This is a genomic window from Mycobacterium sp. IDUB_19 (assembly GCF_055419445.1).
On the sequence record NZ_JBVAXR010000019.1, the window covers coordinates 45694 to 64927 of the forward strand.

Consider the following 19234-nt stretch of genomic DNA (forward strand, 5'->3'; position numbering starts at 1 on the left):
TCAGTCCTCCGGGTTATAGCCGAGGTTGGGGCCGAGCCAGCGCTCGGCTTCGGCCAGGGTCCAGCCCTTGCGCTTCGCGTAATCGGCGACCTGGTCCTGGGCCATCCGGCCGACCACAAAGTACTGCGACTGCGGGTGCGAGAAATACCAGCCGCTGACGGCAGCACCGGGCCACATCGCCATCGACTCGGTCAGCTCGATGCCGGTCCGCTCCCGCACGTCCATCAACTTCCAGAGCGTCGCCTTCTCGGTGTGCTCCGGGCAGGCCGGGTACCCGGGGGCGGGGCGGATTCCCCGGTACTTCTCACCGATGAGTGCTTCGTTGTCCAGCTGCTCGTCCGGCTGGAATCCCCAGAACTCCTTGCGGACCCGCTGGTGCATCCGTTCGGCGAAAGCCTCGGCCAACCGGTCGGCGATCGACTCCAGCAGGATCGCGTTGTAGTCGTCGTTGGCTGCCTTGAACTCCGCGATCTTGTCCTGGCTGCCGAGACCGGCGGTGACGGCGAAGGCGCCGACGTAGTCAGCCAGACCGGTGTCCTTGGGCGCGATGTAGTCGCCCAGCGAACGGTTCGGGATGCCGTCGCGGTGCTGGCCCTGCTGGCGCAGGTTGTGCAACGTGGTCAGCACCTGGGTACGGGTGTCGTCGGTGTACACCTCGATGTCTTCAATACCCGAGCCGACCGCGTTTGCCGGGAAGAACCCGATCACCCCGTTGGCGGTCAGCCACTTCTCCTTGATCAGGGTGTCGAGCATCTCCTGGGCTTCGTCGTACAGCTTGCGGGCAGTCTCGCCCGAGACCGGGTTGTTGAGGATGTCGGGGAACCTGCCCTTCATCTCCCAGGCGTTGAAGAACGGCTGCCAGTCGATGTATTCGCGCAGCTCGGCGAGGTCGTAGTTCAGGAACTCCCGGACGCCGAGGCCCTGGGCGGGCACCGGCGGCGTGTAGCCGTCCCACTCGATCGGCGTCCGGTTCGCACGGGCCTTCTCCAGCGTCAGCATCGGCCGCTCGTTCTTCTGGGCGTGCCGTTCGCGCAGGGCTGCGTAGTCGGTCTCGGTGGCCTCCAGCAGGGCCGGCCGCTGCTTGTCGTCGAGGAGCGCTGCCGCGACCGGCACCGAGCGGGACGCGTCCTTGACCCAGACCACCGGGCCGGTACGACGCGGCGACACCTTCACTGCCGTGTGGGCGCGCGAGGTGGTCGCGCCACCGATCAGCAGCGGGATCTCCAGCCCCTGACGCTCCATCTCGACGGCGAAGTTGACCATCTCGTCCAGGGACGGGGTGATCAGGCCGGACAGCCCGATGATGTCGGCGTCGTGCTCCTTCGCCGCGTCCAGGATCTTCTGGGCGGGCACCATCACACCGAGGTCGATCACTTCGTAGTTGTTGCACTGCAGGACAACCCCGACGATGTTCTTACCGATGTCGTGGACGTCGCCCTTGACCGTCGCCATGATGATCGTGCCGTTGGTGTCCTTACTCGCGGCGGTGCCGTTCTGCTCCTTCTCCGCCTCGATGTACGGCAGCAGGTAAGCCACGGCCTTCTTCATCACCCGGGCCGACTTCACCACCTGGGGCAGGAACATCTTGCCCGAACCGAAGAGATCACCGACGACGTTCATGCCGTCCATCAGCGGGCCCTCGATCACCTCGATCGGGCGGCCACCGTCACCCGCGATCTCGGCCCGCAATTCCTCGGTGTCGGCATCGACGTGGGCGTCGATGCCCTTGACCAGGGCGTGCGTGATCCGCTCCCGGACCGGGAGGCTGCGCCACTCGGCGGCCACCGGATCTTCGGCCTTCTCCGAGCTGTTGAACCGTTCAGCGATCTCCAGGAGCCGTTCGGCCGCATCCTCGCGACGGTTCAGGACGACGTCCTCGATCCGGTCCCGCAGCTCGGGGTCGATCGAGTCGTAGGGCACCAGCGCACCCGCGTTGACGATGCCCATGTCCAGGCCGGCCTTGATGGCGTGGAACAGGAACACCGCGTGGATCGCCTCGCGGACGGGGTTGTTGCCCCGGAACGAGAACGACACGTTCGAGATACCGCCCGAGATGTGCACCCCGGGCAGGTTCTCCTTGATCCAGGCGCAGGCCTCGATGAAGTCGATCCCGTAGGTCGCGTGCTCCTCGATGCCGGTCGCCAGCGCGAAGCAGTTCGGGTCGAAGATGATGTCCTCGGCCGGGAAGCCGACCTCTTCGGTCAGGATCCGGTAGGCGCGCCCGCAGATCTCCTTGCGGCGCTCCAGGTTGTCGGCCTGACCCTGCTCGTCGAAGGCCATCACGACTACGGCGGCGCCGTACTTGCGGCACAGCCGTGCCTCCCGGATGAACTTCTCCTCGCCCTCCTTCATGGAGATCGAGTTGACGATCGGCTTGCCCTGCACGTTCTTCAGGCCCGCCTCGATGACCTCCCACTTGGAGGAGTCGATCATCACCGGGACGCGGCTGATGTCCGGCTCGGCCGCGATCAGCTTGGTGAACCGGTCCATCGCGGCGATGCCGTCGATCATGCCCTCGTCCATGTTGATGTCGATGACCTGCGCACCGACCTCGACCTGCTGCAGGGCGACCGACAGCGCGGTGTCGTAGTCCTCGGCCTTGATCAGGTTGCGGAACCGGGCGGAGCCGGTGATGTTGGTGCGCTCACCGATGTTCACGAAGAGGGAGTCCTCGGTGATGTTGAGCGGCTCCAGGCCCGAGAGCCGGGTGGCCTGCGCGATCTCCGGCAACTCGCGCGGCGGCTTGCCCTCGACGACCTTGGCGATCTCGGCGATGTGCGGCGGCGCCGTTCCGCAGCAACCACCGACCAGGTTGACCAGCCCGGCCTCGGCGAACTCGGCGATGTAACCGGCCTGACGCTCCGGGGACTCGTCGTACTCGCCGAAGGCGTTGGGCAGGCCGGCGTTCGGATAGCAGGAGACGAAGGTGTCCGCGATCCGCGCCACCTCGGCGATGTAGGGCCTCATCTCCGGCGCACCCAGTGCGCAGTTGAGGCCCACGGCGATCGGCTTCGCGTGCCTGATCGCGTTCCAGAATGCTTCGGTGACCTGACCGGACAACGTCCGCCCGGACGCATCGGTGATGGTGCCCGAGATGATCAGCGGCCAGCGGCGTCCGCGCTCCTCGAACAGCGTCTCGACGGCGAACACCGCCGCCTTGGCGTTCAGCGAGTCGAAGATCGTCTCGACGATGAGAAGGTCGGCACCACCGTCAACCAGGCCGTTGGCGGCTTCGAGGTAGGCGGCGACCAGCTGGTCGTAGGAGACGTTGCGGGCTCCGGGGTCGTTGACGTCTGGCGATATCGACGCGGTGCGCGTCGTCGGCCCGATGGCGCCGGCGACGTAGCGAGGCTTCTCCGGGGTGCTGAACTCGTCGGCGGCCTTGCGGGCCAGGGCCGCGCCAGCGTAGTTCAGCTCGTAGGCCAGCTCGTGCATGTCGTAGTCGGAGAGCGAGACCGCGTTCGAGTTGAACGTGTTGGTCTCCAGGATGTCGGCGCCCGCCTCGAGGTACTCGCGGTGGATGCCCTCGATGATCTGCGGCTGCGTCAGGGTGAGCAGGTCGTTGTTGCCCTGAAGAGCGGTCGGCCACTCCCTGAACCGGTCGCCGCGGTAACCGTCCTCGTCCGGCCGGTCCCGCTGGATCGCCGTGCCCATCGCGCCGTCGATCACCATGATCCGCTGACGCAGCGCTGCCGTCAGTTCGACGGTGCAGTCGGGCCGGATGTTCGGCTCCAAGACATTCGGCTCAGGGGCGTTCACATGCAATCCTTCCGTAGCGGAAGGCGTCCTTGACTCTGCCGAGCGTGGCGGATACCGGCAAGGATCCGGAACCGTTGCAACGCCTCTCGACCAGAAAAGTCTACGTCGTCACCCGACGCCTGGACGCCCAGCTCGACCCGACCCGCTTGGCGATCGCGGTGCCCTTGAGCGCCAGCTCGCGGATCTTGTCGGCAATGTCTAGTCAGCAAGGTTAACCAGATTGCAGCCGAGCGTATTTCGTCTCGACGAGGTCCGCGGCCTGCAATTGGGTGCCCATCGCGCCGTCACCGACCACCACACTCTTCGCCAAAGTGTCCAGGATGTCCGAGTCGTAGTCGTGTTCGCTCGCAACAGTCACGCGACAAGAATAGTCGGCCTATGCAAATGCCCTGGTGTGGCGGCTGCCCGCGCGGCTGGGGGCCGTCGCCGAGCGGGCAGGCCTTAGGCTGAATCCGTGACTCTGCCAGATCGTGGGCCGGAAGCCTCTGCGCTGCCCGAACTGCGCAACACGATCGTCGTGGCGGCGTTTGAGGGCTGGAATGACGCCGGTGACGCTGCCAGCGATGCGCTGGAGCACCTGGATGCCATCTGGGAGGCCCATCCGATCGTGGAGATCGACGACGAGGCCTACTACGACTACCAGGTGAACCGCCCGGTCATCCGTCAGGTCGACGGGGTTACCCGTGAACTGGTGTGGCCGGCGATGCGGATCAGCCACTGCCGGCCGCCCGGTAGCGACCGCGACATCGTGTTGATGCACGGCGTGGAACCCAATATGCGCTGGCGCACGTTTTGTGCCGAGCTGCTGGCGATCGCCGACAAGCTCAACGTCGACACGGTCGTGATCCTCGGTGCACTGCTGGCCGACACACCGCACACGCGGCCGGTGCCGGTGTCCGGCGCGGCCTACTCCCCCGAGTCGGCGCAACGTTTTGGCTTGCAGGAGACCCGTTACGAAGGGCCGACCGGTATCGCCGGAGTATTCCAGGACGCCTGCGTGGCCGCCGGGATCCCCGCGGTGACGTTCTGGGCCGCGGTTCCGCACTACGTGTCGCACCCGCCGAACCCGAAAGCAACGGTGGCGCTGCTGCGCCGCGTCGAAGACGTGCTCGATATCGAGGTTCCGCTGGCCGATCTGCCCGCCCAGGCCGAGGAGTGGGAGCAGGCGGTCACCGAGATGGCCACCGAGGACGAGGACCTGGCCGAATACGTGGTGTCGCTGGAGCAACGTGGCGACGCCGAGGTCGACGTGAACGAGGCCCTGGGCAAGATCGACGGCGATGCGCTGGCCGCCGAGTTCGAACGGTATCTGCGCCGCCGCCGCCCGGGATTCGGGCGGTGACCGGTCGGCTCCTCCTGTTGCCGTCCCCGTCCGACTACGAAAAGATCGCTGGCAAACCCGTGCGGGTTGGGCAACGACGACGATTGGACACCCATGACCGCCCTGCCTGATACGCCCAACCCCGAGGCACGTCCGTCGGAAGCTGTCAACGAGGACGCCGGCTACCACAAGAGCCTCAAACCCCGGCAGCTTCAAATGATCGCGATCGGTGGGGCGATCGGAACCGGTCTGTTCCTCGGTTCCAGCGGCCGCCTGGTGAAGGCCGGACCGGGGCTTTTCCTGGTGTACGCCGTGTGTGGCATCTTCGTCTTTCTGATGCTGCGGGCGTTGGGCGAGTTGGTGCTGCACCGCCCGACGTCAGGCTCGTTCGTGTCGTACGCGCGCGAATTCTTCGGCGAGAAGGCCGCCTATGTCGTGGGCTGGATGTACTTCCTCAACTGGGCCATGACGTCGATCGTCGACACCACCGCGATCGCAACGTATTTGCGCCACTGGACGACATTCGGAGCGATCCCCCAGTGGCTGCTGGCCCTGATCGCCTTGGTGGCCGTGCTGTCGATGAACCTGATTTCCGTCGAGTGGTTCGGCGAGCTCGAGTTTTGGGCGGCGCTGATCAAGGTGTTCGCACTCGTCGCCTTTCTGATCGTCGCAATTGTGTTCCTGGCCGGGCGATTTCATATCCAGGGACACGACACCGGACCCGGCATATGGGCCGACAACGGCGGGCTGTTCCCGACTGGCGTGATACCGCTGCTCCTGACCACCTCTGGCGTGATATTCGCTTATGCCGCAGTCGAATTGGTGGGCATTGCGGCCGGCGAGACTGCCGAGCCGGAAAAGATCATGCCGCGCGCGATCAACTCGGTGATCGCGCGCGTCGCGGTGTTTTACGTCGGTTCGGTCGCCCTGCTGGCGGTGATGTTGCCCTACACCTCGTTCAAGGCCGGCGAGAGCCCGTTTGTCACGTTCTTCTCCAAGATCGGCTTCCACGGCGCGGGCGACGTGATGAACATCGTGGTCCTCACCGCGGCGCTGTCGAGCCTGAACGCGGGGCTCTATTCGACCGGCCGCATCATGCATTCACTGGCGGTCAGCGGCAGCGGCCCCAAGTTCGCAAGGCGGATGACGAGTCGCGGCGTGCCCTTCGGCGGAATCGCGATGACCGCCGTCATTTGTCTTTTCGGCATCGTGCTCAACGCCTTTAATCCCGGTGAAGCCTTCGAAATCGTGCTCCACAGCGCCGCGCTGGGCATCATCGCGTCCTGGGCCATGATCGTGCTGTGTCAGCTCCGGTTCCACAAACTCACCAAAGCGGGGACGCTGCAACGCCCCCGCTTCCGGATGCCGTTCGCTCCGTACAGCGGCTACGTGACCTTGGTGTTCCTGGTCGGCGTTGTGGTGCTGATGGCTTTCGATCGACCGGTCGGCATCTGGACCGTCGGCTCATTGGTCGTGATCGTGCCGGCGCTGTTCGTAGGTTGGTTCGTGGTTCGCAACCGGGTAGCGACCGCCGCGCGTTGGTGACTGCTTGGGCGCGACGCTAGGCCTTACCCAACTCCTGGTTGTAGGTGCTGGTGGAACGGCCGAGCGCGGCGACCTCGGCGTCCATCTTGGGCAGCAACTCCGAAGTGGTTCTGCGGACCGGAAATTCACCGACGCGCGTGGACAGCACCGGCTTGAGCCAGCGGAGCGCGACCACCCAGCTCGGGCAGTAGACGCGGTCCTTGCGGCCCTCGATGCCCTTGACGAAAGCCGTGGCGCACGCGTCCACCGAGGTGGTCTTGTTCAACGGCCACGGCAGCCTCTTCAGCAAGTCACCAAACGAGGGCAGGTCGGACTTGGTGTCACGAACCAGGGCGGTGTCGATCCAGGACATGTGCGCCACGCCGATGCCGACGCCGCGGTGCCCCACCTCGAGGCGCAGCGCGTTGGCCAGATGCTCGTTGCCGGCCTTCGACGTGTCGTAGGACGCCATCCCCGGAGCCGCCGCGAACGCCGCCAGCGACGACACGATCAGCAGGTAGCCACGCCGGTCGATCAGCGCGGGCAACGTGGCCCGCGCGGTGTGAAAAACGCCGAGCAGGTTGACGTCCAGCACCCGCTTGAACGCCTCGGGGTCGACCTGCAGCACCGATCCGTAACTGGCGATTCCGGCGTTGGCCACGGCGACATCGATGCCGCCGAAGCGTTCGACGGCCTGGTCGGCGACGGCCTGCATGGCGGGCAGATCGCGCACGTCGGCGACCGCGGTCAGCACCTGCTCGTCGCCGCCGAGTTCGGCGACCATGGTGTCCAGCGCGGCTTTGTCGAGGTCGGTCAGGACGAGCTTGGCGCCTTTCTTGTGCAGCCGCCGGGCAACCTCCGCACCGATTCCTCGCGCGCCCCCCGTGATGAAAACGACTTTGCCTTGCAGTGATGCCATGGCCGACAACGTACCGCCCCGCCGGTTGCGGGTCCACCCCGAGTAGCGCGTAGGCCCTGGCTGCTAGTGCCGCAATGGCTTTGGGTCTATCAAGGTCGTCGGTCAGGCCGAGCGAGCCCGGGTTCCCTTGGGGGGCAACCACAAAGAACTACGGCCAGTATTCGTTCATGGGTTGGGCAAATCGGTCATTGTTGGTGAGCCGGGGAAGTGCGAGGGCGTCTTCGATGGTGCGCAGCAGGCTGTAGTGGTTGTTGAAGTCAACCGCAACGAAGTGGCCTTGCCGCATCCCGGAGTTCGGTGACGGGATAACGATCATGGGGATGTGATTTCCCTCGTTACCGTTGCCGAGATACAGGTTGTTGTAGTCCTCGTCCCACGTGATGAAGATGGCGCTGCGCTGCGTTTGAAACGCGGGTGAGTTCACGATCGTGGGCAGCGTGTCGGCCAGGAACTGGTCGCCGGCCCGGATGTTGTACTGGTGGAACGTGAATTGACTGACAACGAATCGGAAGTCGTTGCACCCTTCCTGGTTGTGGCATTCATCCGCGGAGAACCACACAAAGTTCGGGGTGGTGGCGGTCGAGGCGAGATCGGTGGCCAACCGGGTCAGCGGCAGCACATGCGCCTGACAGCGGGCGGTATTGGAGATTATGTCGTGGAACGCCAGAAACGGGAGGTCGCCGGGGCTGTAGGCGCCCTGGGCCTGGGTTGCACATGGGGTGGGCATGGACTGTTCGTAGGCGCCCCACGTCTTGCCCGCCCGTTCGATGTTGTCGGCCAGGTTCGGTTGGTCGAAGCAGTCCGCTGGGCAGTTCCAGTCCACGTTGAAGTTGGACCCGCCGAGGATCGGGTAGTAGTTCGGCAGGCTGGGGTGGGTCAGGGCAAAGTAATTCGATCCATATCCATAACTCCTGATCAGGGCGTTGATGTATTTCGCGTTGGGGCTGCCGACAATGTCTTTGACACCGTGGTTCTCCAAATAGACCATGAACACGTGATCGAGGGGACCGACCTTCGACACCGGCGGGGTTGGTGGCGGTGGAGCGGGCAGGGCGGCGCCCACCGTGAACGAGAAGTTGTCGGCGTAGGCGTTGTTGTAGTTGCTGGGCGCCGGGTTGCAATCCTTGAAGGTCGCCACCACAACCGCGAAGCGGGTGCGCGCCGGAATCGTCCCAAAGGTCTCACGTTTGAGCAGCACGGTCTTGAACCAGCGGTCAAACACACTGACCGGGCCGATCTTTCCGCTGCCCAGGCGCGAGCGGTCGGCCGCCAGGAAGTCGACGGTGACCGACGCCGCGGACGGGTCTGCTTGGAAGCCGCCAAGCCATCCGCTCAGCGTGTAAGGCACCGTGCCGGTGTCGATTTGGGGTGCCGCGGCACTGAGATCCACAGTTTGGGTCAGGGTGGTAGTGGCTACGTTTCCACCGCCGAAGAACTGCGCTTCACCGTCCGGGGGCCCGGCGCCCGGCACTGGAAACTGCCAAACCGGTGGAAGCACCGGAGACGGAAACGATAACGGCGTCGGCGCGCGGGCGATGGTGCCGTATTTGACCACGGTCGGTGTCCCGGTCACGGTCCAGCCGGGGACGGACACCGAGCTATATCCCGTCAATGACGGGTCACCGAGCTCGGCGCCCGGGTTGACCAGCAAGTTCGGACTCATCACGGACGCGGCCGATGCGGTCACGGTGTTCATCGAGATCACGAGCATGGCGGCAGCGCCCAACGCGCAGCTAACGCGGCGAAAACGACTCGACATCGGGCAATTCACCTCTGTGATTAACGCGCGGCACGCGTTGCTCCGTCGATGGTGACCTATGACACGCCGTCAACCCAGATTGTTGAGCCTATCGATACCCAGCAGTTGCCATTTGGTGACTTAATGGCTGCGACACCCGTGCATTCGGTGAGAGCAGCGACTACAGGTTCACCCCGAGCAGCGCATCGATCGCGGTTGCCACCAACCGTGGCGCGTCCGGGTCGTGTCCGCCGTACTCGAGCGCGTCGGTGGTCCAACCATCAAGTGCGGCAATCGCTTTAGGAGTGTCGAGATCGTCGGCCAGATACTTGCGCACCCGCGCGATGACGTCGGCCGCATCCGGGCCGGCGGGCAGCGCCGTCGCGGTGCGCCAGCGCTGCAGCCGCGCGGTCGACTCGTCGAGCAGCTGCTGGCTCCAGGACCGGTCCGCGCGGTAGTGCCCGGCCAGCAGACCAAGCCGAATGGCCGCTGGCGGGGTGCCTTGCGCGCGCAGCCCCGACACCAGCACCAGGTTGCCACGGCTCTTCGACATCTTGTGCCCCTCCCAGCCGATCATCCCGGCGTGCACGTAGTGTCGGGCGAATCGCCTTTCGCCCCTTACACATTCGGCGTGCGCGGCGGTGAACTCGTGATGCGGGAAGATGAGGTCGCGTCCCCCACCCTGAATGTCGAGGCCGCTGCCGATGCGGCTGAGCGCGATCGCTGCGCATTCGACGTGCCAGCCGGGACGGCCGGCGCCGAACGGTGAAGGCCAGCTGGGCTCCCCGGGCCGCGAGGCCCGCCACAATAGCGCGTCGAGTTCGTCGGTCTTGCCCGGGCGGTCCGGGTCGCCGCCGCGCTCGGCGAACAAGCGCAGCATGGTCTCCCGGTCATAACCCGATTCGTAGCCGAACTGCAGCGTGGCATCCGCGCGGTAGTAGACGTCCGGGTATTCGTCATCGACGACGTAGGCCGCCCCCGACGCCAGCATCTTTTCGACGAGCTCGATCACCTCGGCAATGGCCTCGGTCGCCCCGACATACTCACGCGGCGGCAATACCCGCAGTGCGGTCATGTCCTCGCGGAACAGGGCGACCTCGCGATCGCCGAGCTCACGCCAATCGATACCGTCGCGCGCGGCTCGCTCGAACAGCGGGTCGTCGACGTCGGTGACGTTCTGCACGTAATGCACGTCGTACCCCAGATCCAGCCACAGCCGGTGAATCAGGTCGAACGCCAGATAGGTAGCCGCGTGGCCCAAATGAGTGGCGTCGTACGGAGTGATCCCGCAGACGTACATGGTGGCGGTCGACGACGGCGCCACCGGGCGGACCTGGCGATCAGAGGTGTCGTAGAGCCGTAGGTCCGGGCCGCGTCCGGACACCACCGGAACCTGTGCGGATGACCACGACTGCATGCTGTCGACTTTAGGCTGGGCCGGTTAGCGCCACGCGTCGCGGATGGCGCCGAGCAGGATCGGCGCGACCTCGGCACGACACATCACAAAGTCGGGCAGGTACGGGTCGGGCTGGTTGTAGCGCATCGGCGAACCGTCCAGCCGCGACGCGTGCATGCCCGCGGCCATCACCACTCCGGCCGGCGCCGCCGAATCCCATTCCCATTGGCCGCCGGCATGCAGATACGCGTCGACGTCGCCGTCGATGATGGCCATCGCCTTGGCGCCCGCCGAGCCGATTCCCACCGGCTGGATCGCCAGCGTCTGCCGTATCCGGTGCAACACGGCCGGCGGCCGGGTGGCACTGACGGCGATCCGCAATGTCTGCGGAATACCGACCCGCGCCTGACCGTCCGTCACGGTGTCACTGCGGTACACGATGTTGTTCCGAGCGGGCAAAGATACTGCCGCATCGGTGATTTCACGCTCGCCATCGGCGGGACGCTGCCACAGCGCGATGTGAACCGCCCAGTCGTCACGCCCCGGCGTCGAGAACTCGCGGGTGCCGTCCACCGGGTCGATGATCCACACCCGGTCGTGCTTGAGCCGCGCCAGGTCGTCGTAGGCTTCCTCGCTGAGCACCGCATCGTCCGGGCGCTCGGCCCGCAGCCGCCGCAGGATCAGCTCGTTGGCCAGGCTGTCGCCCGCATCGCCGAGCATCCAGGGATGACCGAAGCCGACCTCCTCGCGCACTTTCAGCAGCAGCTCCCCGGCGTCGGCGGCGAGATCGGCGGCCAATTCGGCATCGCTCATCTCTTCGGGGGCCGGGCTCACCGCTTCAGTATCGCCGACGCCGACACAGCACCCTAAAACGCGGGCCAGGGAATGGGGCGATGCCGACTCGGAACGGGCATCACCGGGTTGTCCAGCAGCGCGTGCGCCCGCATGCCCAGCGCCGCGATCTCCGACCGGGTGATGTGTCCGGCCAGCGCATCGCCGAACTCATCGCCCAGCGCGCCGGCCAGGCCGGCGACGGCCTTCAGGGTTTGATCGTCGATGGGCTTGCCGGCCCATCCCCACAGCACCGTGCGCAGTTTGTTCTCGACGTGCAGGCACACCCCGTGGTCGACGCCGTAGATGTGGCCCTCGAGATCGCGCAGGACGTGGCCGCCCTTGCGGTCGGCGTTGTTGATCAACACGTCGAACACCGCCATCCGCCACAACCGGATGTCGTCGGCGTGCATCAGGATGACCTCGTCGCCGGCGTAGTCCTGGGCCCGTAGCACCGGCAGATAACCCGGCTGCTGATTGCCGGCGGGAAACAGGTCCACCAGATCCGGCCCCGGCCGCGGATCGGTGTCCACCGCGTCGCCGGGCTGTTGCACCCACAGCTGCAGCATGCCCGGTCCTGCCGGTCCGTGTCGAATGATGGTGTAAGGCACCAGGTTCCAGCCCAATTGCGTCGACACCAGATACGCGGCGAGTTCGCGGCCCGCGAGCGTCCCGTCGGGGAAGTCCCAGAGCGGCTGCTCACCGGAGATCGGCTTGTAGACGCAGTGCACGCTGGATTCGTCGAGCGTGGACTCACACAGGAAGGTGGCGTTACTAGCCGAGCGGATCCGTCCGAGAACCGTCAGCTCGCCGTCCCGCAAGACCTCGCGATCGTCATTCCTCGGGTTCATCGTTAGACCCGAGCAGCGCACCGCGCTTATAGCCGTTGGCCCGCGCGCAAATGTGGCCCTCGGGCTCCAGCGGTTCGTCGCACAGGGGGCATGGCGGACGTCCCGCCGAGATCACGCGATTGGATCGGGTGGCGAACTGCCGAGCCGACTCCGGGGTCAAAAACACGCGCACCGCGTCGGGACCTTCGTCGGTGTCGTCGAGCACGACCGAGGCGTCGAACTCGGCGTCGGTGACGGCCAGCAGTTCGACCACGACCGTCTCGGCTTCCGAGTCCCAGCCCAGGCCCATGGTCCCGACCCGAAATTCCGCGTCGACGGGCGTGATCAGCGGGTTGAGGTCGTCGACCTCGGCGGGCTCCGGCGGGACGGGTGTGCCGAACCGGCGATTCACCTCGAGCAGCAGAGCACCGATGCGTTCGGCGAGCACCGCGACCTGTTGCTTCTCCAGCACCACCGACACCACTCGGGAATCGCCCACCGCTTGGATGTAGAAGGTGCGATTTCCGGGCTGGCCGACGGTCCCGGCCACGAAGCGGTCGGGTGTACGGAATACATGGATTGCGCGAGCCATGGCACCTCCCAAAATACCGGCTATTGCCGTCGCAACGCGATTCGATTCGGTTGCCGCAAACGAATTAGTCAGTGGATCCCCCGACCACCGCGTCGCTCGACGGCTCCGCCTCGGTCGGTTGTTGTTGCGGCTCTTCTGGTTTGTCGCTTTCGACGTCACTCTTGGGTGGCGGTCCGGCCCGCAATGCGGCGGCCAGCCGACCACCGGTGTGGTTGACGTGTAAGACGAACGGCCGCAGCGGCGTGTAGCGGATGACACTCACCGATGCCGGGTCGGCGGTGACGCGTTGGAAGCCGTCCAGATGCATGCCGTACGCGTCGGCGATCAATGACTTGATGACATCACCGTGAGTGCAAGCCACCCACAGCGCGTCGCCGCCGTGCTCCTCGCTCAGCCGCCGGTCGTGTTCGCGCACGGCGGCCACTGCGCGCGTCTGCACCTGAGCCAACCCCTCACCCCCGGGAAACACCGCGGCACTGGGGTGGGCTTGCACCACCCGCCACAGCGGCTCGTTGGCCAGCTCGCCGATCTTGCGGCCCGTCCACTCGCCGTAGTCCACCTCTGCGAGCCGGTCCTCGACCAACGGCTCCACGCACAGCGCCTCTGCCAGCGGCGCGACCGTGTTCCGGCAACGCAGCAGCGGCGACGTGACCACCGCGCGGATCGGCAGGTCGCCGATGCGGTCGATCAGCCCGACTGCTTGCTCGCGGCCCTTGTCGTCGAGGTCAACGCCTTCGGAGCGGCCGGCCAGCACGCCCGCGGTGTTGGAGGTCGAGCGGCCGTGGCGTAACAGGATGACGGTCATGTCGCGGTCACCTTCCCAGTCGCCAGCAGGATCAGCACGATGGCTCCGGCCACCACCCGGTACCCCACGAACCAATACATGCTGTGCTGCACCAAAAACCGGAGGAACCAGGCCACCGCGGCCAGGCCGATGACGAACGCGATCACGGTGGCCACCAGTAGCTGCGGGCCGGTGGCGCTCATGCCCGAGGTGACCGGATGAAAGGCGTCCGGGATCGAGAACAACCCCGAGGCGAACACCGCCGGAATGGCCAGCAGAAAGCCGAATCGGGCGGATAGCTCCCGGTCGAGTCCCAACAACAGCCCGGCGCTGATCGTCGCCCCTGATCGTGAAACGCCCGGAATCAGCGCCAGACACTGCGTGGTCCCGACGACCAGGGCGTCGCGCCAGTTCAGCTGCTCGATGTGACGGGTCTGTCGGCCGAGGTACTCGGCCAGCGCGATGACGGCCGAAAACACCACCAGTGCCGTCGCAATCACCCACAGGTTGCGCACACCGGAGCGGATCTCGTCTTTGAACAACACACCCAGCACGCCGATCGGGATGCTGCCGATGATGACGTACCAGCCCATCCAGTAGTCCAGGTCACGATGCGAGTTGGTGGCCAGGCCTCTGAACCAGGCCTTGAGGATGCGCCAGATGTCGCGCGCGAAGTAGACCAGCACGGCGGCCTCCGTACCCAGCTGGCTCACCGCGGTGAACGAGGCGCCGGCGTCGCCGGAGAAGAAGACCCGCGAGACGATGGCCAGGTGCCCGGACGACGAGACCGGCAGGAACTCCGTCAAACCCTGCACCACAGACAGCACGGTGACCTGCCACCACGACATCGCCACCACCTCTGTCACGACGACGACCGTACCTGCTGCGGGTCGCGCCGCTACCTGAGGTGACTAGCGCGGGACGGGGACCGCTGCGGCAACCGAGTCGCGCACCGCGGCGCTCAGACTGCGCTCATCGGTGAGGTCGATGTCGACCAGGCCGCGCACCGCGGTCGCGACCACGTCCTCGGCCTGCGGAACGGGTCCGGAAAGGTGGGTCCGGTAAATTTCGACGACCAGCGAGCGATGCTCGATGTGAAACGAGAAACTGCGTCCATCACCGACTTGCCCGTATCCGCTGGCAAAGATTCCTGTCGAGATGTCTTCGACAGCAAACTCCTTGTCTGCGATATGCCGGTCAGCGATGACGGTCATAATGCGACCATACCTCTCCAGTACGGGCGGATGTGAGCAACACGGCCCCATTGGATGCGCAAGCGTTCCTTAGAATTTGAACTTCATGTCCGCCGATTCAAGGTTGGTTGTTGCTAACACGACGTAGGCATACGAAACGAACAGCTCAGCGGTGTTTTGTTGGCCTGATTATTTTGCTGGCGCCGGTGGCAGGTTGTTCATCGAATCCGCTCGATAGCACTCCGCCCACCATCGAAGCGGCACGCCCGGCCGCATCGCCACCGGTGTCGCAACATCCGGCCGGCACGGTGCGGCCGCTGGCCGGGCACGCGGCGGCGACGGTGTTCGACGACGGCACTCATCAGCTGGCGGTTATGGCCCCCGGCGCCGATCCGGGAGCCCCTGCCAGCATCGCCGTGTTCGGCCAAGGCCAGGTCGTGTCGCGTGTCATCGCATTGCCGGGTCCGGCGACCGCGTTGACCGGCGACGGCCACGGCGCGGCCTACCTGGCCGCCCGCGGTGGCTACTTCGTGGTGGACCTGTCCTCCGGCCGCGTCGCGCAGGTGAATGTCGCCGATGCGGCGAGCGTGGACTTCACCGCGATCGCCCGCCGCGCCGACGGCAAGCTGGTGCTGGGCAGCGCCGACGGCGCCGTGTACACGCTGGCTTCCCCGACCGGCGGCGCGGGCACCGCAACGGTGGAGAGCCGGAAGAAGATCTTCGCCAGGGTCGATTGGCTTGTCACACAAGGGAATACGACCGTAGTCCTGGATCGCGGGCAGACCTCGGTGACGACGATCGGCGCCGACGGTCGTGCCGCGCAGTCGCTGCGGGCCGGCGAGGGCGCGACGACGATGGCCGCCGATCCGGTGGGCCGGGTCCTGGTGGCCGACACCCGCGGCGACGAACTGCTGGTGTACGGCGTCGACCCGCTGATCCTGCGCCAGGCCTATCCGGTGCGGCAGGCCCCGTACGGATTGGCCGGCTCTCGCGATTTGGCGTGGGTGTCCCAAACCGCATCGAATATGGTTATTGGTTACGATTTATCAACCGGAATTCCCGTCGAAAAGGTGCGTTACCCAACTGTGCAGCAACCCAACTCGTTGGCTTTTGACGAAGCTTCGGACACCTTGTACGTGGTGTCGGGGTCCGGGGCCGGAGTTCAGGTCATCGAGCACGCGGCGGGCACGCGTTGACGGCGGCGCGGTGGGGCCGGCTGCCGGCGGGCTGGGACACGGACATGTCCGACGACTACGAGTGGGTGCCGTTGCGCCTGCCGCCGGAAGTCACCAGGCTCAGTGCCTCCATCCGGTTGTCCATCGAGGCCGAATATCGCGGCTGGGAGTTGACCCGGGTACGCCTCTACACCGACGGCAGCAGGCGGGTGTTGTTGCGCCGCAAGAAATCTCGTGTCGCTGACCGGCGGCCCGATCAGCCAGAACTGTGACGGTGCACGAGCGGCGCGACGGCGGTCTTGGCGTGTATGCCCTGCTGCGCCGGCTGTTGTTCTTGATCCCGCCCGAGCGCATTCACAGGCTGGTGTTCGCCGCACTACGCGGCGCGACCGCCGCTGGGGTGTTGCGACGACTGCTGCACCGGCTGCTGGGCCCGACCGATCCGGTGCTGGCCAGCACGGTGTTCGGCGTGCGCTTCCCCGCACCGATGGGGCTGGCCGCCGGCTTCGACAAGGACGGCATGGGGCTGCTGACTTGGGGCGCCTTGGGTTTCGGGTATGCGGAAGTCGGGACCGTTACTGCGCACCCGCAGCCCGGCAACCCGGCTCCGCGCTTGTTCCGGCTGCCCGACGACCGGGCATTGCTCAACCGGATGGGGTTCAACAATCACGGCGCCGGGGAGTTGGCCACCCGTCTGGCCCGTCATCGACCGGACGTGCCGATCGGGGTGAACATCGGCAAGACCAAGGTCACACCCGCCGACGAGGCCGTCGAGGACTACCGGGCCAGCGCCCGGCTGGTCGGCCCGCTGGCGTCGTATCTGGTGGTCAACGTCAGCTCGCCGAACACGCCGGGGCTGCGCGATCTGCAGGCGGTCGAGTCGCTGCGGCCCATCCTGTCGGCCGTCCTCGCCGAGACGTCGGTACCCGTGCTGGTGAAGATCGCCCCGGACGTCTCGGATTCCGATGTCGACGACATCGCGGACCTGGCCGTCGAACTGGGCCTGGCCGGCATCGTCGCGACCAACACCACGGTGTCGCGGGCCGGCCTGCGCACGCCGGGTGTCGACGAGCTGGGCCCCGGCGGTATCTCCGGGCCGCCGGTGGCGCGGCGCGCGGCCGAGGTGCTGCGCCGGCTCTATCGTCGGGTGGGCGATCGACTGGTGCTGATCAGCGTCGGGGGCATCGAAACCGCTGACGACGCGTGGGAGCGGATCACCGCGGGCGCGTCATTGCTGCAGGGCTATACGGGCTTCATCTACGGAGGAGGCTTGTGGCCCAAGCACATTCACGACGGCATCGCCCGACGGCTACACGACGGCGGGTTCGCCTCGCTCAGTGCGGCGGTCGGGTCGGCGGCGGGGCGGGAGCGACCGCCGGCCTAGGCCGCACCAACTTCGTCGTCGGCGCGCAACTTTGTGATTCGCTGTTCTGCGCGCTGGTGACAACTGTATGGTGACCGCACCATAATCGATCCGCCCAGAGGAGACCTCCGGTGCGATTCAACCGATTGACGATTGTCGGAACGAGTGCCATCGCAGTGGTTATCGCGGGTTGCTTGAGTGGCACGGCGAACGCCGAGCCGCCCGACACTTCCACTTGTTACGACCTTGGCAGCGCCAAAGACGACCTCATGCTCGCGTCGAAACCGGAGACCGCCCGGAAGGCTGCCGACACGCTAGAGAAGTACAGCCCTCCCGACCCGGTTAAAGCCGCGATCGAGCATTTCGTCACCACGGTAGGCGCCCAACCCAGCGACGCCACTCTCGACGCTAATCGCACCTCAATTGCCAACTGGCTCAAGCAAATGTGTCCGATGTTGCACACTTATTGATTTCACGGGATTTGAGACGGGCCAAAGACCGCCGCCAACTTGCCCCTCAGGGAGCTCGGCGCCCAAGGTATTCGGCGACGAAATCCACAGTGCGGCGGTGCCATTCAAAGTACGGCCGCAGCATGGAATGACCCGCGCCCTCGATGCCCACCCACTGCGCATCCATCCCCCGGTCGCGCGCTCGTAGCGTCTGGATGCGGGAGCTGTCCGGGTCGGTCCGGGTATCGGCGGTGCCGTGCACAACCAGCAGCCGGGTCGACGCCGGAATCAGGTCGCCGTCGTCGCGGGGCCAGTACGGCGCCAGCGCGACCACCGCGCCGATCTGTCCACCGGCAGCCAGCCGAGCCGCGACCCGGCCACCCATTGAATGGCCAACCAACACAATACTTTTCGGCTCGAACCGGTGACGAACAGCGTCAAGGGCGGCGGTGGCGTCGGCCACCGCGTCGAAACGCGGACTGTTCCACCCGCGAAGGCGGTACTGGACACGTCGCACCTCGACGCCGCGGCCCAGCCGGCACCGCAGCGCGGCAGCGACCAACATCATCCGGACGTTGGCCAGGTGCCACCATCGGGAAGCCTCGTCGCTGCGCACCCTGCCGCCGGGTAAGACGAGCACACACGCACGAGGTTTCACACCAGCCACACGAGTTTCCATTTGAGGGCGACAACCACTCCTACAAACGTGATAGCGCATGCGCTATCACGTTTGCGATTGAAGCATCGAAGGCCGTGGCGGTGCCAATGTGACTGGCGTGACCAGCGGTGGCACCCGGACTCCGAGCTCAGTTCTGTTCGTAGGTGCCGACGATGTAGGCCCGCGCGATCGCGTGCTGGAACAGGTTGAAGCCGAGAAACGCCGGGCTGGCGTCCTCGCTGAGGTCCAGCTTCTCGACGTCGACGGCATGCACCGCGACGTAGTAGCGGTGCGCACCGTGTCCGGGCGGCGGCGCGGCACCGATGTAGCGACGCATGCCGGCGTCGTTGACCAGCTGCTGCGCGCCACCGGGCAGCTCGCGACCGTCTCCGGCGTCCTCGGGCAGCTCGGTGACGTCGGCCGGCAGGTTGGCGACGGCCCAGTGCCAGAACCCGGACAGCGTCGGGGCGTCGGGGTCATAGACGGTGACCGCGAAGCTGCGCGTCTCCTCTGGGAATCCCGACCAACTCAGCTGCGGGCTGACATCTTCTCCCCCGGCGCCCATGATGCCGCTGACCTGTGGCGTGGCCAGCGGCTGACCGTCGGTGATCGAGTTGGAGGTCAGGCTGAACGACGGCAGCTTGGGCAGCGCGTCATACGGGTCGGATGGCAAGCTCATGGAGCGATCCTCTCGTTTCGGTG

General features: G+C 66.1%; 18 protein-coding genes and 1 pseudogene. 6 read left to right on the plus strand and 13 right to left on the minus strand.

Annotated features, from left to right (window positions below; all coding sequences use genetic code 11):
- On the minus strand, positions 1-3672 hold the full coding sequence (gene metH, locus ACZY0B_RS16400; RefSeq protein ID WP_463765231.1) for a methionine synthase: 3672 nt from the start codon (positions 3670-3672) through the stop codon (positions 1-3).
- 199 nt (positions 3673-3871) lie between these two features.
- Positions 3872-4117 (minus strand): annotated as a pseudogene (locus ACZY0B_RS16405) (hypothetical protein); the annotation flags it as partial.
- Positions 4118-4213: 96 nt separating this feature from the next.
- Between ACZY0B_RS16405 and ACZY0B_RS16410 the strand changes: the two are divergent.
- A complete protein-coding gene (locus ACZY0B_RS16410) occupies positions 4214-5101 on the plus strand; it encodes a PAC2 family protein (protein ID WP_463765190.1) in 888 nt (295 codons plus the stop codon).
- Between the two features lie 93 nt (positions 5102-5194).
- The gene (locus ACZY0B_RS16415; protein WP_463765191.1) at positions 5195-6625 is read left to right on the plus strand and encodes an amino acid permease; all 1431 of its coding nucleotides are present in this window, start codon (positions 5195-5197) and stop codon (positions 6623-6625) included.
- A gap of 16 nt (positions 6626-6641) precedes the next feature.
- Here the strand turns inward: ACZY0B_RS16415 and ACZY0B_RS16420 are convergent, their stop codons facing one another.
- The 9 genes from ACZY0B_RS16420 to ACZY0B_RS16460 form a co-directional block, all read right to left on the minus strand.
- Positions 6642-7523, minus strand: a complete 882-nt coding sequence (locus ACZY0B_RS16420; RefSeq protein ID WP_463765192.1) for an SDR family oxidoreductase — start codon at positions 7521-7523, stop codon at positions 6642-6644.
- A gap of 148 nt (positions 7524-7671) precedes the next feature.
- Complete coding sequence (locus tag ACZY0B_RS16425; RefSeq protein ID WP_463765193.1) at positions 7672-9282, minus strand: alkaline phosphatase family protein; 1611 nt, start codon at positions 9280-9282, stop codon at positions 7672-7674.
- Between the two features lie 160 nt (positions 9283-9442).
- Entirely contained in the window at positions 9443-10678 is a 1236-nt protein-coding gene (gene mshC, locus ACZY0B_RS16430; protein WP_463765194.1) for a cysteine--1-D-myo-inosityl 2-amino-2-deoxy-alpha-D-glucopyranoside ligase, read from the minus strand.
- A 24-nt stretch (positions 10679-10702) separates the two neighbouring features.
- Complete coding sequence (locus tag ACZY0B_RS16435; RefSeq protein ID WP_463765232.1) at positions 10703-11470, minus strand: 3'(2'),5'-bisphosphate nucleotidase CysQ; 768 nt, start codon at positions 11468-11470, stop codon at positions 10703-10705.
- A gap of 53 nt (positions 11471-11523) precedes the next feature.
- Complete coding sequence (locus ACZY0B_RS16440) at positions 11524-12339, minus strand: SCO1664 family protein (RefSeq protein WP_463765195.1); 816 nt, start codon at positions 12337-12339, stop codon at positions 11524-11526.
- A complete protein-coding gene (locus tag ACZY0B_RS16445) occupies positions 12323-12910 on the minus strand; it encodes a DUF3090 domain-containing protein (protein WP_463765196.1) in 588 nt (195 codons plus the stop codon). The genes ACZY0B_RS16440 and ACZY0B_RS16445 overlap by 17 nt, the downstream gene beginning before the upstream one ends.
- A gap of 64 nt (positions 12911-12974) precedes the next feature.
- Positions 12975-13715 (minus strand): histidine phosphatase family protein, encoded by a 741-nt coding sequence (locus tag ACZY0B_RS16450; RefSeq protein ID WP_463765197.1) that lies wholly within the window; start codon positions 13713-13715, stop codon positions 12975-12977.
- Entirely contained in the window at positions 13712-14542 is an 831-nt protein-coding gene (locus ACZY0B_RS16455) for an undecaprenyl-diphosphate phosphatase (protein ID WP_463765233.1), read from the minus strand. Before ACZY0B_RS16455 ends, ACZY0B_RS16450 begins: the two co-directional genes overlap by 4 nt.
- A 63-nt stretch (positions 14543-14605) precedes the next feature.
- Positions 14606-14908, minus strand: coding sequence for a hypothetical protein (locus tag ACZY0B_RS16460; RefSeq protein ID WP_463765198.1), 303 nt, complete (start codon positions 14906-14908; stop codon positions 14606-14608).
- Positions 14909-15018: 110 nt separating this feature from the next.
- On the opposite strand from ACZY0B_RS16460, the gene ACZY0B_RS16465 reads away from it, so the two are divergent.
- From ACZY0B_RS16465 to ACZY0B_RS16480, 4 genes are all read left to right on the plus strand, one after another.
- A complete protein-coding gene (locus ACZY0B_RS16465; protein WP_463765199.1) occupies positions 15019-16083 on the plus strand; it encodes a YncE family protein in 1065 nt (354 codons plus the stop codon).
- The gene (locus ACZY0B_RS16470) at positions 16080-16334 is read left to right on the plus strand and encodes a DUF5703 family protein (RefSeq protein WP_463765201.1); all 255 of its coding nucleotides are present in this window, start codon (positions 16080-16082) and stop codon (positions 16332-16334) included. The genes ACZY0B_RS16465 and ACZY0B_RS16470 overlap by 4 nt, the downstream gene beginning before the upstream one ends.
- Before the next feature lie 32 nt (positions 16335-16366).
- A complete protein-coding gene (locus ACZY0B_RS16475; protein WP_463765234.1) occupies positions 16367-17446 on the plus strand; it encodes a quinone-dependent dihydroorotate dehydrogenase in 1080 nt (359 codons plus the stop codon).
- Positions 17447-17556: 110 nt separating this feature from the next.
- Entirely contained in the window at positions 17557-17895 is a 339-nt protein-coding gene (locus tag ACZY0B_RS16480; RefSeq protein ID WP_463765202.1) for a hypothetical protein, read from the plus strand.
- Between the two features lie 46 nt (positions 17896-17941).
- Here the strand turns inward: ACZY0B_RS16480 and ACZY0B_RS16485 are convergent, their stop codons facing one another.
- Together ACZY0B_RS16485 and ACZY0B_RS16490 are read right to left on the minus strand one after the other, a co-directional pair.
- Positions 17942-18541, minus strand: coding sequence for an alpha/beta hydrolase family protein (locus tag ACZY0B_RS16485; protein WP_463765203.1), 600 nt, complete (start codon positions 18539-18541; stop codon positions 17942-17944).
- Positions 18542-18680: 139 nt separating this feature from the next.
- The gene (locus ACZY0B_RS16490) at positions 18681-19211 is read right to left on the minus strand and encodes a YbhB/YbcL family Raf kinase inhibitor-like protein (RefSeq protein WP_463765204.1); all 531 of its coding nucleotides are present in this window, start codon (positions 19209-19211) and stop codon (positions 18681-18683) included.
- Positions 19212-19234: the final 23 nt, after the last annotated feature.